We start from the raw sequence: 13,789 nt of genomic DNA, 5'->3' as shown, positions 1-13,789 counted from the left end.
AGCGCGATCCCGCTCGCAACCGGCGAAGACGCCCGTACATTCGCCCGCCGCTACCTCGCCCCGTTACTTACTGCCTGAAGCAGGCAGCCGCTACCTCCGTCAGGTTGGAGCGCGAAGTCTACGGCGGCCCCGGCAATCGGGCAGACAGAACTTGCGTGCTCAGCGCGCACCGAGGTCGCGAAGGAGTGCAAAGAGGTGTTCACCGAGGAGATCTCGGGCGGCGAACCCGAACAGGTCCAGACGGCGGGTGTGCGCAAGCAGGAGGAGCCCGGTGGCATGGGCAAAAGCATCAGCGGTGACCTTGCGCGCGGCCTCGCCGTCGATACCGAGGCCCCGGGCCGCATCGGTGATCGGACGCAAGCTGGCAACAAGTTTGCCGTTGAGTTCGGCGTCGAGTTCGGAGGTCAGTCCGCGGGGTTTGATGCCACCACGGAACAGGTAGAACCCCAGGTCGAGATCGCGGGGATTCTCGTCGTAGTAGTCATAGAACGCTAGGCCTGCGGCCACAAATCGCTCGGGAGCAGACAGTGTCCTCACGTCCGCCTCCTCGATGGCCGCGGCGAGCCGGGTGAGGGATTGATCGAGCAACGCCGCGTAGAGGACCTCCTTGGACGAAAAATACGCGTAGATCGCACCTGCCGTGTAGCCGGCTTCTTTGGCTATGGCACGCATACTGGCGCCGTCCAACCCCTCGGTTTCGAAGACCCGACCGGCAGCCTCGAGTATTGCCGAAGCTTTGAAGTCACTCACCGCAGCACGGCGGTTCGCTTTCACAGCCTCGCTCATCGGAGGACTTCCTTTCCATCGCGAATCTATTACGCTACCTTGTCTGAACACTGTTTAATTTACTAAACAAGCAAAGTGCTCAGCTATGCCAGAGAGGGCCGGCAGTGCCGAGAGACTCTGCGGGGGCCGGATCGCCTCGACACACTGACCCGAGACCGCCGAACAACAACCGATTCGAACGAGGCACAGATGACAACACACACCATCAATCCCGACGGCAACGCTGCATCGTGGCGACAAGGATGGAACGAGGGTGAAGATTCACTGTTCGCAGGCCGTCCCGCCCCTGGCGCTAAATCAGCGGACTACCGGACGCTGACCTACGAGGTGACCGGGCGGATCGCCAGAATCACCTTCAACCGACCCGAACAAGGCAATGCAATCACCGCCGACACCCCGATCGAACTGGCAGCTGCGGTCGAACGCGCCGATATCGACCCTCGGGTGCACGTCATGGTTGTCTCAGGTCGGGGGAAAGGCTTTTGCGGGGGATACGACTTGTCGATCTTCGCGGAGAACGCTTTCGACAGCGGTACCGCCGACCCCGTCGCCGGTACCGTGCTCGACGGGGTGGTGCAGGCCTGCAACCACAACCCCGCCGGCACGTGGGATCCGATGATCGACTTTGCGATGATGAGCCGATTCAATCGCGGCTTCGCATCGCTACTGCATGCCAATAAACCCGTCGTGGCCAAACTCCACGGATTCGCCGTGGCCGGCGGCACCGACATCGCCCTCTACGCCGATCAGATCATCTGCGCCGACGACACCAAGATCGGCTACCCACCTACCCGAGTTTGGGGCATCCCGGCCGCCGGCATGTGGGCACACCGGCTCGGCGATGCCCGAGCCAAGCGACTCCTGTTGACCGGAGACTGTCTATCCGGGGCACAGGCCGAGAAATGGGGACTGGCCATCGAGGCGCCTCCCGCCGCCGAACTCGACGAGCGAACCGAGATCCTGCTCGAACGAATCGCGGCGATGCCGATCAATCAACTGATGATGGTCAAACTAGCTCTCAACAGCACCCTGCTGGCACAAGGCGTCGCGAACTCGACGATGATCAGCACCGTGTTCGACGGCATCTCCCGTCATACGCGCGAAGGGTACGGTTTCCAGCAACGCGCGGCCGAGACCGGTTTCCGTGGCGCCGTCCACGAACGCGACGAACCCTTCGGCGACTACAAACGTGCCCAATTCGAGGCACCCACCAGCACGGCGCGGTAAATTCGGCCACAAGCCACCTCGCCGAGAACGGCTGGGCACGGGCCGGTTCGTGCCCGAAGCGAATTCGTTGATTACATGTTGGTGTAATTCTTACGGTGAACCACCCCGCACGACAGCTCGCAAGGAGCAACACAGTGCTGAACTCTGCGATCGACTTGGCGAGGGCAATCTTGCGTTCTGGCATATTACGGCCTTCAGGGTCGGCGCACCTCGCGCAAATGGGAATTGCGGCTGCGAGGTGGGATGTCACACCCGCCACAGCCCTGGCCGTCACCGCGCGACGGTTTCCCACCCGCATCGCGCTCATCGACGAAGCCGGACCGGTCAGCTACCGCACGCTCGACAACGAAACTGATGCGCTAGCACGCGCGCTTCTCGACCAGGGTGTCGGTCGAGAAGCGCGTGTCGCAATTCTATGTCGCAACCATCGCGGGTTTCTGCAGGCCGTAGTCGCCGCTGGCCGGGTCGGGGCGGACCAGATCTTGATCAACACCAGCCTGGCCGGCACCCAACTGACTGACGTGTTGCGGGAGCAGCGAGCCGAGGTCCTCATCGTTGATGCCGACTTTCCCGATGCCGCCAAATTGGACGAAATCGAGTTGATCCAAGCATGGACACCGGCAGACGGTGCACGGTTACGGCCAGGGATTCCGACGGTCATGGAGCTCATCGCACGCCGTTCGCAAACCCGGCTGCCATTCCGGCCGAGGGTGGCGCAGTGCATCATCTTGACGTCCGGGACGACCGGTACCCCCAAGGGCGCGCGGCGCTCCGTACCTCGCAATCCATTGCCCGCGGCCGCGTTGCTGTCGCGAATTCCGCTGCGGTCCGGGAACGTCGGATTGATAAGCGCACCGATCTTCCATTCTTGGGGCTTCGGTGCACTGATCAGCAGTATCGCTTTGGGATCAACAGCAGTACTTCAGCGCCGGTTCGCGCCGGATGACGCGTTACGGGCGATCGAACGGCATCAAGTGCAAGATTTGTACGTCGTGCCGATTATGCTCGGCCGGATTCTTGATCTACCCGACGCGGAGTTGTCCTCAGCCGACACATCCTGCTTGCGCACTATCATCGCGTGCGGATCGGCCATTCCTGCCCCGTTAGTTCGTAACACGTTACGTCGGTTCGGCCAGATCCTCTACAACATTTACGGGAGTACCGAAGTATCGTTCGCTTCGATCGCGACCCCCGACGAACTCGCCGCGCATCCCGCCACGTCCGGGAGGGCGCCGTTTGGGACGAAGCTTGCGATTCTCAGTGTGAATGGAACGCCGGCGGCGCGCGGGGCTATCGGTCAAGTATTCGTCGGCAACTCCATGCTCTTCGACGGATACACCCGTCCGGGTGAGTCGAAGCAGGTGATCGACGGACTCATGGCCAGTGGTGATCTGGGCCGGATCGGCGCGGGTGGACTTCTATTTCTGGAGGGTCGAGTCGACGACATGATTGTGTCCGGCGGCGAGAATGTCTACCCGCAGGAAGTCGAACGAGTGATCGCCGAGATGCCCGGCGTCCGGGAGGTGGCGGTCACCGGCGTGTCCGATCCAGAATTCGGGCAGCGTCTCGCTGCGTTCGTCGTTCGTGAGGACGCCGGATCCGATTACCCCACTGCGGAATCGGTCACGGCGGAGGTGAAGGGCAAACTCGCGCGGTTCAGTGTGCCGCGCGATGTCTGCTTCATCGACGCCCTGCCCAGAAATTCCACCGGAAAGGTCGTTCCGCGGCTGCTGCGCAAGCTGGATTGAGTTTCCCACGAATGTACGGCAACGACGTTGCGCTTCTCAAAACTAGTGAAGCTGATCCCAAGCGGTAACGCTGAAAATCCTGATCCAGCAACTACGCGCTCTCGAAACCGCCCGCGCCGTCGAACGATCACCGCTTCTTCGTTAGGTTCCGTAGGAGGATTCTTCGCGTGCAGGTCGGACCGTATGACGAGAATGGTTGCACCGTTGTGACTTTCGTGGAACGTACGGTGCGCATCGCGATAAGTTAGAGCCTCCGAGGCTACCGATGAATGACACTCCCACTCGGTGCGGGCCATCGGCGAACGTCTCGAATTTCGAATTCGATTATGAGCGCAACATAGCAGGCTCGAAGTTTGTAGCGGATCGCGCGACCGGACCACGGTGACAGATCTGGGGCTGAGGCATTCCCCTCCGCCGAACCGTCGAACCACCAAGCGCGCCAACTGCGGTGAACACTACTCGACCCGCTTCTTGATAACGACCATATTCGGAAGGTGTTGCTATACCGGCAGCGGCCCCGCCCCGCGGAGGAATCCTTGCCCCGCGGCAGTGGCTCATCACGGATGGTTGACGTTGATCTCCAGCCGAATTTCACCGTCCGGGCTTACCATGTTTACGGCTTGACCGATCAGGTCCGATAGGTCGACCCCGACCAGCGAGTTACCCGCTCGGGTCAGCAGTGGCCCCATAATCGGATATAGCTGTTGCAGATCGGGCCCTACGCGCGCGATGTAGTCGCTCAAGCGCGGAATGAACTGAGCGAGACCATTACCCTCGGTGTAAGCGGCCGGGACCGGGCGCGCGTTCAGAAGGCGCTGAACAGCGCTGATGACGTCGGCGACTTTGACGCCGAATTGATCCCATATCGGCCCGGCGGCCGCCATCTGCGCGCCGGCTTTCGCGACGTCCGGGCCCGGTACCTGCGCATTGGTCAGCAAAGCGCGAATCTTTGGCTCGCGGCTGAGTATGGTAGCTGCCAGGAGGTCCGAGGCGTGTGTCAGTTGCGGCAGAACCGGCGCGGTCCCGGCCATCGATGCGCTGAAAGTATCGATTATCGAAGATGTCGCGTTGGGATCGATCTGCTGGAGTATGTCGATGACGTTGGTCGCAACTTCCGGTAGCGACTTCGGGTTCCGGACGAACTGCGTCTGGATCAACTGACCGTCATGGATGTACGGCCCGGCGCCGGACTTCGGCTGGAAATCGATGTATGGCTCACTGAGCGCCGAAAGAGTCTCGATGACGACAGGGCTGTCCGCTGGAATCATTGTGGCGGAATCGATCTGGAATTGTACTCGTACTCCGCCCACGACGTTTTGAACGGAGGTGACTTGTCCGGTTCGAATACCTGAAAGCAGAATAGGCGAGCCCGGCACGAGGTTCGCGGAGTCGGGTATGACCATCGTGACGTTGTAGTGGTCTGCGAACCAGTCGACGCGCGCTATGCCGAATAGGAGGTAGGCGGCGCTGACCACCGCCAAAACGAAGATCGCGGTCAAGGATACGACCGAACTTGGTCTGGGTAGTCTCATCGCACCATTCCGATCATTCGCAGGACGCCGACGATCTGGTCTACCTGGTCGTCGGTCGAGACCGGACTCTCATTCGGCGGGGGATCGAGGTGAACACCCATGATGTCCACCTGCGGACGCTGGGCCCACGGGATCAACTCATCTCGCACCAATGCGACCAATCTGGTGAGGTTGGACGGCGCCGACAGGTTGAGCGGGCGACCTGGATTGAGCACCATTGGTACGAACGCCCCTGCTGCGGCGTTGCCGGCCGTAGCGAGCGGGGCAATCCATTCGAGCGCGCGCGCAATGGATCCGAGTGCGCCGATGACACCGATGAGCCGGATCAACGAATTAATGATCGCTGCCACAGTCACCACGCCCTGTGGGGTCAGCAGCTCGTTCAGCGCGACCTTGTTGTCGAGCACCATACGGGTGTTGGCATCGATAGCATCGAGGAAGGCGCTCAGATCTGCCTGGTGGGCCGCGACATCGATGAGATCGTTCTTCAAGACATCGGAGATACGTTGAGTCTCAGCTGGTTTCGCGGGGAGAACACCGTTGAGCCGGTTCACAACATCCTGAGCGGCCTGGATCGCACCGCCAGAAACAAAGGTCGCCAAGCCGGACAGTAGGTCCTCGACTTGTAACGCCGGTTCAGTCTGCGCGATCGGGATCGTCCCATCGGGCGGGATCTGTGCGCCGCCACTGGGTCCGAGCTCGAGAGCGATGTAGATGTCGCCGAGAATCGTGTCCTGCTGGAGCTGGGCGGTAGTCGTACTCGGCAGCGACACGGACTGCTCGATATCGATATCAGCGCGCACCTCGCCGGCCGAGGTCGACGTCGGGTCCGTGAGCGACACATCTGTCAGCGCGCCAACTTCTACACCGTTGGCCATGACCGGCGCACGCAACGGCAAGTTGAGCGCGTTCGCAAATTCGATGTGAATCCGGTAGGTCGATCCACCGGAGCCATTGCCGGGAGTCGGAATATTGCTGGGATCGATGCCGCACCCAGACACGAGCAGAGTCGCCACGACCATGAGCGTTACCCCCGTGAGTGCGCGCCGAACCGGATCGTAGGCGCTCATGGTCGGGCTCCGGCGAGTGTGAGCACAGTGGTGACTAGATCCGATGATGCCAGACCGTCAGCTGAATTGGTGCACCGACCAGGTGCCATGGCGTTGATCGCGCCGCACACCAGCGCGGCGTCCGGTGTCGCCAGCGCCACTCTCGGCGGCTTATAGCTGATCTTGGCTCGTCCCGTTTCCGGATCTGCAGTCGATCGGAACGCGTCGGCGTAGACGGGGATCATGTCGATCAACTTCTGCAGGGTGCCCACATTGGCTGCGACCAGGTCGAGCGCAGGCACTGCCTGATTCAGCAGGTCCATGATCGGACCGCCGTACTTGGTGGTTATGTCGTTCAACCACGGAAGAATCACGGCAAGCGAGTCAACGATCGTGATGACCTGCTCCCAGACGGTGTTGACGAGCTCCAATACCGGCGCCAATCCATCCAGCATCAGGCGCAGGTCCCCCCAGCCGTTCGCAACGCTCTGTGACAGAGACGAGAGGTTGTCGATGAGCGAGCCGAGGTCGGAGATAGCCCCGTCGGGATTACGGAGCGCCGAGGCCAGATCGGTGGTAACCGTACTAATTTTCGGTCCGATTCCTTTTGTGCCGGAATCGAGTTCGCGTACTGCTTCACTCAATGTGTTCTGCTTTGCCGGATTGTCGCCGCCGTTGAGTTGTTCGGCGAGTGTGGTGAGGGCATCCAACGTCTGAGTGATGCTCTTCGGAGTCGCTGTCGTGGTGACACATGTTTGTGGGTTCCACAGCGCGCCCTGTGTGCTGTTTACCGCGAGAAGACGATCTGCGACGATGGTGTCAGAGACGGTGGCGGCCATGACGTCCCCGCGTAGAGGATGGTCGGCGTCGACCCTAAAATCGACGCGCACGTTGGCGCCGTCCGGATGAAGCGAGGTAACGGAGCCGACCTTGATTCCTCGCAGGGCAACGTCGTTTCCGACATAGAGTCCGATGCTGTCCGGCATCGTCGCGCAGTATGCGATGCGCTCCTTCGTCGGCTGGAGCAAAACAAACGCTCCCACGAGGGCCACTATCGCGACCAGCGCCACGACGGCGACGCTGGTGAGTCCACGAGAGCCCGCTAAGCGTCGCAACATCAGCACGACCTCCCTGGCACCGGCACGCACATCGCCGGCAGTGCGACTCCCGACTGATCCACGGTGATGCCATCGGGTGCTATTACCGCGCGCAGTCGCTCGCCGGCGGCGGCGAGATCCTGCGCGACGCCGCCAAGCTTGCCACCGAGTTCGCGCAGTGGGGGCGCGAGTTCGATGAGTTTGTCCACCAGTGGCTCCAGCGACTCGCGGTAGCTGGGTTCGATAGCAGCGATGCGCGCCAGCAATTCCGACAACACCTGCAACGACGCCATCACCTCGCCTCGTCGATCGAGAATTTGGTCCTCCATCTGCCCGATCTTGGACAACATGCCTCCGATCACCGACCGCGAGTTACTCAGTACCTTGACGTATTCCTCGGCGACGTCGAGAGCACGACCGACATCGTCCTTTTGTTTGTCAAGCATGCCCACCAGGGTGGTGAGCCCATCGGCTGTAGTTTTGACCGAACCTGGGCTTCGCTGCAGCGACGCGGTGAGATTCGCAAGGGAGTCGCGGAGTGTATTGCCGTCGACGCCGGAGAGGGGACGCTGGGCGTCCTGCATCGCATTAATCAGGCTGTATGGCAGATGGACCCGGCTCTCGGGAATATCGTGCGAACCGAGCCCGGTCTTTCCGGCCGGGAAGACCGCGACATAGTGGCCTCCGACCACAGTGAGCATCCGAATGTCGAGTGCCGTCGAATCGCCAATGAACACGTTGCTCTCCACTGTGAACGTCATCCTTACCGATTCGTCCAGCAAATCGAGTCCTTTGACGGTTCCGACGGAAATCCCGGCAATCCGAACGTCATCACCGGAATGCACGGAACCGGCTTCGCTCAGCAGAGCCGAGTAGGTGGTTTTACCGAAGGGCACGACGTAGACGATGACGCTCGCGGCCAGCACGCACACCAGTGCGGCTACGCCGGCGACACCGAGCAGTCGCTGCATACGGGGATCGGTATCCTGCCCGTAGCGGAGCGCTCCCAGCGACCGCGCTATTTTCCTCAGCCTTTGCATACCGAGATCCTCTGTCCCGCAATCAGTACCCTGACAGCAGTCGGCACGTCCGCGGAGCCGCGGGCGCATTCCATGTTTACGTGGTTATCCCTCGACGGGATAAGCGCGGTGAGAGCCTGTACCAGTCCCGGAAGTTTGCCGAGCTGATCAGCGGTTGCCTGCGGGTCCGAGTTCAGCATCCGCAGAGCGTTTTGAAGATCTGGGTTGTTCGGCTGGGAGAAGCCGAGCGCCGCCATCAGGCTGTTCAATGGCCCCAGGACTGGCGGAGCGACAGAGACAAACTCTAGCAGACCGTCGAACTGCTTCTGCAGGTTGACGAATACGTCCGCGATACCTTCGATCAAGATCGCGGTTTCCGGCGACTTGCCGCCCAGTTGCTCGGAAACACGCTCGAAGTTCTTCAACAACAGCGAGATTACGGCCTGTCGATCGGTCACGTACGATGCGAGCTTTCCGACCGCGTCCAGCGTGGCGCCCACCGCTTTACCATCACCTTCGATGACTGCGATCGCGTTGGTCATGAACTGGTTGAGCGCTTCTGGCGAGAATTCGGTCAGGACCGGCTCCATGCCGTTGAACAGCGATGTGATGTCGAACGATGGCACGGTGTGATCGATGCCGATCGTGGCGCCCGGCCGCAGTACGCCACCCGAGAGGTTCGGCTGTTTGATATCGACGTAGCGCTGGCCGGTGAGGTTCTGATAGCGAATGGAGAGCGTGCTCGTGCCGTACAACGGCCGGTCCCCCTGAAGCGAGAAGCGAACCCGGGCTTCGTTTCCCTGCAGGTCGATGGCCTCGACCTTGCCCACTGAGACACCGAGCATACGTACGTCGTTGCCGGCCTTGAGTCCGCTGACGTCGGTGAACACCGCATCGAAGGTGGCGGTTGGGCCGTCGACCGGTCGCTCGATCGCAGAGATAACACCGACCAGCATTACCACGATCAACCCGGTGAACAATGCGATCCGCACGATGAGAGAGGGAATCGACTTCGGCTTCTTCACTTGGTACCTCTCGACTGCACGGACTCTCGCGGGGAGTGCGTGCCCAGCAGGGGTACCGCGAGAACTGGCGTTTCGCGCAACAAGATGTCCAGACCGATCGCAGGTCCGTCAATCGTCGGCCGAAAGGAGCGGTCCAGCCGGTCGAGCAAGGCCGACAGATCTGCATGCGATTGCCCCGGTTCGGGCACGGTCTGCGCGACCTGGCCCACAAGAACAGCGAACGTGTCCGCGTAGCCACCGAGGTAGCTATCCGCCGTGTTCAGCAACCCGGAGATTCCTGGGAACAAGTCATCGATGACAAGACTCACCCCGGTGTCGAATCGCTCACGGTCGTTGCGCACCGCATCGATGTTGTAGATCCTGTCGACCAGTTTGATCATGCCATCGGTGAAGCCGCCCACGCCGACGAAGAAGGCGCCGTACTGCTGGATCAGAAAAGATGAGGGGTACCGCTGTGTGTCGGCGATCGCGGTGGAGACGCTCACCATCGCCTCGAGCAAAGGGGTGAACGAGTCAAGGCTGGATGCGAACTGATTCAGTGTGTCGGTCAGTTCCGGCGTAATCACCGTCAACGTGGTGTCGGACAGGGAGCGCAGCAGATTACCCATCGTCACGTCGCGTACGCGCGCCGACTTGGTCAGATCGACCAGCGCGCCATTCACAAGCGGGTATCCTTCTGCCTCCTCCTTCAATACGACCTCGCTGATGCCGAACAGGTTCGACGGCGCATAGTCGACGTGGAAGCTATCGGTCAGTCCCGCCACCTGGGTTCGGTCCAGAGCCAGTGTCAATAGTTGCGTTCCACCAAGCTTAGCGTCGACGGCGGCCACCGTACCGATGTGCACGCCGTTCAGCCGAACACCCACGCCGGGAGCAATGCCGTCTCCGATCTGGCTGGTGCGCAGCTGTATTTGCAACGGATCAGGCTGCCGGGCGTTGTTCACCGAGCGCACTGCGAAGACGAGCACTACACAGGCGACAAGGGTGAGAGCACCGACGACGATCGCACTATGACGTGTCGCGGTTGCTCCGGGTAATCCGTATGTTGGCATGGTCGGTCACCCCGTAAATTCGATTGCCGAGTTGACGCCCCAGAACAGCAGGGTCAACAACATGTCCAGGGTGATGATGGCGATGAAACTGGCGCGCACCGCCCGCCCGCTCGCCACACCGACACCTTCGGGACCACCGGTCGCAAAGTAGCCCTGGTAGCAGTGGATCAGAATTACCGCAATGCTGAACACCAGCATCTTTATTGTGGCCGCGATAATGTCGAACAGGTTCACGAACTGGAAGAAATAGTGGTCGTAGACGCCGGCCGATTGTCCGTGCAGGATCTCGACCACCGCCCCGCAGGCGAAGTAGCTCAGTAACAACGTGACCAGGAACGTCGGTACTACCGCGACAGCACCTGCCACGACCCGCGTAGTCACCACGAACGGAACCGACCTCAGTCCCAACGACTCCAGGGCATCGATCTCCTCGGAAATCCGCATCGATCCAATTTCGGCGGTCATGCGGCACCCAGCCTGCGCGGCGAACCCGATCGCCGCTGCGATGGGCGCCAATTCCCTGGTGTTGGCGAACGCGGAAACGATCCCGGTGAGCGGGCCCATACCGACCATGTTGAGCGAAGTGTAACCCTGGATTCCCACTCCAGCGCCTATGGCGACGCCGAGGATGACAAGGACAGGGACTGTGCCACCGCCAACGATGAGCGAACCTCTACCCCACGTCATATCGGTGATAGTGCGCATTGTCTCGGGACGATACTTGCGCAGCGTCAAGGGGATTGCCGCCAACGCCTGCCACACGAAACTAACCGCGAATCCCAGCGATTCGATAGGCCCCATCAGGCGCCGCAGCAGCGTGAGAGCCCACCCGAATCCCCTGGGTGTGTACGTCGACGCCATCACGCGACCTGCATCGGATGGAACATCGTGGTTAATTGTGTGATTAGGACATTGACGATCATGATCGCCACCACCGACAGCACCACTGAGGCGTTCACCCCCTCGGCGACCCCGCGTGGTCCGCCCCTAGCCTCGAGCCCGCGCTGGCAGCCAATGATCACCACCAGGAATCCGAATATCAACGCTTTGACTATCGAAATGACCACGTCAGTGGGCGATGCAAAGGCGCCGAACGTCTCCCAATAGCTACCGGGGGTTACACCCTGCGGCCCGATCGCGACGGCATAGCCCGCCCCGACGCCGACGAAGATGATCAAAATATTGAGCAGTGGCGCGACGAAAAGCATCGCCACCATGCGCGGGATCACCAGCCGATGCACGGGGTTGATACCCATAGTGCGTAGCGCGTCGATCTCCTCGCGAATAGTTCGTGCGCCAAGGTCGGCTGCGATTGTCGCCGTTCCGGCACCACCCAGCAACAGCCCGGTGGTCAGCGGAGCGCCCTGCTGGATCACGCCGATTCCGCCGGCCGCGCCCAGCAACGAATCCGCTCCAAGTTGTTTGATGAGGTTGCCGATCTGGATCGACACGACGACGCCGAACGGAATCGCCATGAGCACAGCAGGAATGGCGGTAACTGTGATCATGAACCAGCACTGCCGCGTCGTCTCCGCCCATTGAAATCGCCGCGTGAACAGATCGGTGAAGGTGCCAACGACCGCTTCGAGGGCGAGAGCAACCACACGACCGAATGTTTCCAGGCTGGATAGGGAGACTCCCCGAAAGTTCGCCGACAGTACCCCAGCCAGCGACTGCGGGGTCCGCATGATCGGCGTGTCCTGCGCCTTGTCGCCCCCGGCGTCCGCTTGGCCTTTGATCACCTGAGTCACTCCGGTTCGCCCCTTCGCTCGATAGCAATTCGCCGCGGGATACGAGTCGAATGACAGCTGCCACCCATTTGAGTGACTCGCTTTTCGGAATACGGCGCCATCCGAGAGCTGATTGCGCTACCACCCACGTTCGCGCCCTGCCCTTCGTCGCCGAACTCGGTGATCAGTTCCTGCGCCCCCACCGGATCGATTGCGTGAACTGCACCGACACCGCGTCGGGTATTGAGCCTAGGTAGTGCCAAAGCTATCGGCAGAGGAATCACGGTCGAGTACGCCCCTCGATTGGCGAAACCGTCGATCACTGCCCAGCACCGAGCGTGGACCACCGCGTTCAAGGAACACTCGACCATTCGGATCTCCTGACTGAGACAACGGCTGTGAGCAGAGTAGCCACAAATATTGCAATTATCTAAATATTGGCGATATTTCATTGTATTGTTCAAGGCGATGGACATCGATACAGGTGGGTACGCGCCAGCCGCAGGGTGTGGACAGCCTCAGACATTTTCCTGTACCGCCCATAATCCCCCGACGGAAGCCCATGATGACCTCGTCAGCCAAGCAATCAGCAATGTCGCGCGCCCTCGCGCTCGTCGACCCCGTACGCTGCCCACGAGTCGAGGCAACTAGCGATGGGTATGCCGACACTCTGGGAGGCGACCCTCCACCCGTTCGTACGCTCGCACAGCGACTCATGCGCACACGGTTGTATTCGGCGGGGTATCAGATCGGCAGGCCGATTGGACTGAAAGTTGCCGGTGGTGCCGCTGCCCTGAGCCGCGATGAGGACCGCGGACACATCTCCCGACAATTGTGCCTGCGCCCTGGCGCCGTCACACTCGACATCGGTTGCGGGCCCGGCAACTTCACCGGATGGTTCGGATCGCAAGTGTTTCCTGATGGACTGGCCGTCGGTGTGGACGCATCACACGAAATGCTCCGCCGCGCCGTCGCAGACAATTCCGGGCCGAGCGTCGCCTATCTGCGCGGTGACGCGGAGTGCCTTCCATTCGCCGACGGTATTGCTGACGCAGTGAGCTGCCTCGCTGCCCTGTATCTGATCAACGAACCCTTTCTCGCCATTTCCGAAATCGCCCGCGTCCTCAAACCGGGCGGCCGAATTGTCATTCTCACCAGCCACGCGCCCGGCGGCACCCGGACAGGGGTACGCGCGTCGATGATGCAGTCGGTCGGCGGCGTACACATGTTCGGGCGCGACGAGATCACAGACCGTCTGCACGATCTCGGATTCAGCGATGTGGAGCAACGCATCGGCGGGCTGGCGCAGACAATCGTGGGTACACGATGATCCGATCCGCGCAGGTTCGCGACATACGATCAGCCGAACACTGATAAATGAATCAACGTCGACAGCCCACCCATCGATCATACGGAGACCCTGATGGAATCTGCCAGCACTGAGAAGACTACTCAAAGCGGCACTAACGATGCTGTCGATGTAGGGGACACCTCGCCCGAGCCGGCGGCACGGTCGGTTTCAAT

Annotated in this window: 12 protein-coding genes; 3 read left to right on the top strand and 9 right to left on the bottom strand. The window is 61.0% G+C overall.

Annotated elements, in window-relative coordinates; translation table 11 throughout:
• Window positions 1–159: 159 nt before the first annotated feature.
• On the bottom strand, window positions 160–786 hold the full coding sequence (locus QMK17_RS04955; protein WP_283507315.1) for a TetR/AcrR family transcriptional regulator: 627 nt from the start codon (window positions 784–786) through the stop codon (window positions 160–162).
• Window positions 787–975: 189 nt separating this feature from the next.
• Between QMK17_RS04955 and QMK17_RS04950 the strand changes: the two genes are divergently transcribed.
• Both QMK17_RS04950 and QMK17_RS04945 read left to right on the top strand, forming a co-directional pair.
• Window positions 976–2,013 (top strand): crotonase/enoyl-CoA hydratase family protein, encoded by a 1,038-nt coding sequence (locus QMK17_RS04950; RefSeq protein ID WP_283507314.1) that lies wholly within the window; start codon window positions 976–978, stop codon window positions 2,011–2,013.
• Between the two features lie 134 nt (window positions 2,014–2,147).
• Complete coding sequence (locus tag QMK17_RS04945; protein WP_283507313.1) at window positions 2,148–3,761, top strand: AMP-binding protein; 1,614 nt, start codon at window positions 2,148–2,150, stop codon at window positions 3,759–3,761.
• Window positions 3,762–4,318: 557 nt separating this feature from the next.
• On the opposite strand, the gene QMK17_RS04940 is transcribed toward QMK17_RS04945, so the two are convergent.
• From QMK17_RS04940 to QMK17_RS04905, 8 genes are read right to left on the bottom strand one after another with little or no spacing between them, the layout of a single operon-like run.
• Entirely contained in the window at window positions 4,319–5,260 is a 942-nt protein-coding gene (locus tag QMK17_RS04940; protein WP_283507312.1) for an MlaD family protein, read from the bottom strand.
• Window positions 5,261–5,289: 29 nt separating this feature from the next.
• Window positions 5,290–6,363, bottom strand: coding sequence for an MlaD family protein (locus QMK17_RS04935; protein WP_283507311.1), 1,074 nt, complete (start codon window positions 6,361–6,363; stop codon window positions 5,290–5,292).
• Entirely contained in the window at window positions 6,360–7,460 is a 1,101-nt protein-coding gene (locus tag QMK17_RS04930; RefSeq protein ID WP_283507310.1) for an MlaD family protein, read from the bottom strand. Before QMK17_RS04930 ends, QMK17_RS04935 begins: the two co-directional genes overlap by 4 nt.
• Window positions 7,460–8,479 (bottom strand): MlaD family protein, encoded by a 1,020-nt coding sequence (locus QMK17_RS04925; protein WP_283507309.1) that lies wholly within the window; start codon window positions 8,477–8,479, stop codon window positions 7,460–7,462. Before QMK17_RS04925 ends, QMK17_RS04930 begins: the two co-directional genes overlap by 1 nt.
• Window positions 8,467–9,450, bottom strand: coding sequence for an MlaD family protein (locus QMK17_RS04920; protein ID WP_283507329.1), 984 nt, complete (start codon window positions 9,448–9,450; stop codon window positions 8,467–8,469). The genes QMK17_RS04925 and QMK17_RS04920 overlap by 13 nt, the downstream gene beginning before the upstream one ends.
• 29 nt (window positions 9,451–9,479) lie before the next feature.
• On the bottom strand, window positions 9,480–10,535 hold the full coding sequence (locus QMK17_RS04915; protein WP_283507308.1) for a mammalian cell entry protein: 1,056 nt from the start codon (window positions 10,533–10,535) through the stop codon (window positions 9,480–9,482).
• Window positions 10,536–10,541: 6 nt separating this feature from the next.
• Window positions 10,542–11,399 carry an MlaE family ABC transporter permease gene (locus QMK17_RS04910; protein ID WP_442972689.1) on the bottom strand — a complete coding sequence of 286 codons (858 nt, stop codon included), beginning with the start codon at window positions 11,397–11,399 and terminating at the stop codon, window positions 10,542–10,544.
• On the bottom strand, window positions 11,396–12,223 hold the full coding sequence (locus QMK17_RS04905; protein ID WP_283507328.1) for an MlaE family ABC transporter permease: 828 nt from the start codon (window positions 12,221–12,223) through the stop codon (window positions 11,396–11,398). The genes QMK17_RS04910 and QMK17_RS04905 overlap by 4 nt, the downstream gene beginning before the upstream one ends.
• Window positions 12,224–12,827: 604 nt before the next feature.
• Between QMK17_RS04905 and QMK17_RS04900 the strand changes: the two genes are divergently transcribed.
• Complete coding sequence (locus QMK17_RS04900; RefSeq protein ID WP_283507306.1) at window positions 12,828–13,595, top strand: class I SAM-dependent methyltransferase; 768 nt, start codon at window positions 12,828–12,830, stop codon at window positions 13,593–13,595.
• Window positions 13,596–13,789 lie beyond the last annotated feature (194 nt).

Source organism: Rhodococcus sp. G-MC3 (genome assembly GCF_030063335.1).
GTDB lineage: Bacteria > Actinomycetota > Actinomycetes > Mycobacteriales > Mycobacteriaceae > Rhodococcoides.
The sequence above is the reverse complement of the archived record's forward strand: the minus strand, read 5'-3'. Positions and strand labels throughout refer to the sequence as shown.

Excerpts from the sequence above, each read along its gene's own strand:
- QMK17_RS04955 (WP_283507315.1), bottom strand. The coding sequence starts at position 786 with ATGAGCGAGGCTGTGAAAGCGAACCGCCGTGCTGCGGTGAGTGACTTC.
- QMK17_RS04950 (WP_283507314.1), top strand. The coding sequence starts at position 976 with ATGACAACACACACCATCAATCCCGACGGCAACGCTGCATCGTGGCGA.
- QMK17_RS04935 (WP_283507311.1), bottom strand. The coding sequence starts at position 6,363 with ATGAGCGCCTACGATCCGGTTCGGCGCGCACTCACGGGGGTAACGCTC.
- QMK17_RS04930 (WP_283507310.1), bottom strand. The coding sequence starts at position 7,460 with ATGTTGCGACGCTTAGCGGGCTCTCGTGGACTCACCAGCGTCGCCGTC.
- QMK17_RS04925 (WP_283507309.1), bottom strand. The coding sequence starts at position 8,479 with ATGCAAAGGCTGAGGAAAATAGCGCGGTCGCTGGGAGCGCTCCGCTAC.
- QMK17_RS04915 (WP_283507308.1), bottom strand. The coding sequence starts at position 10,535 with ATGCCAACATACGGATTACCCGGAGCAACCGCGACACGTCATAGTGCG.
- QMK17_RS04905 (WP_283507328.1), bottom strand. The coding sequence starts at position 12,223 with ATGCGGACCCCGCAGTCGCTGGCTGGGGTACTGTCGGCGAACTTTCGG.
- QMK17_RS04900 (WP_283507306.1), top strand. The coding sequence starts at position 12,828 with ATGATGACCTCGTCAGCCAAGCAATCAGCAATGTCGCGCGCCCTCGCG.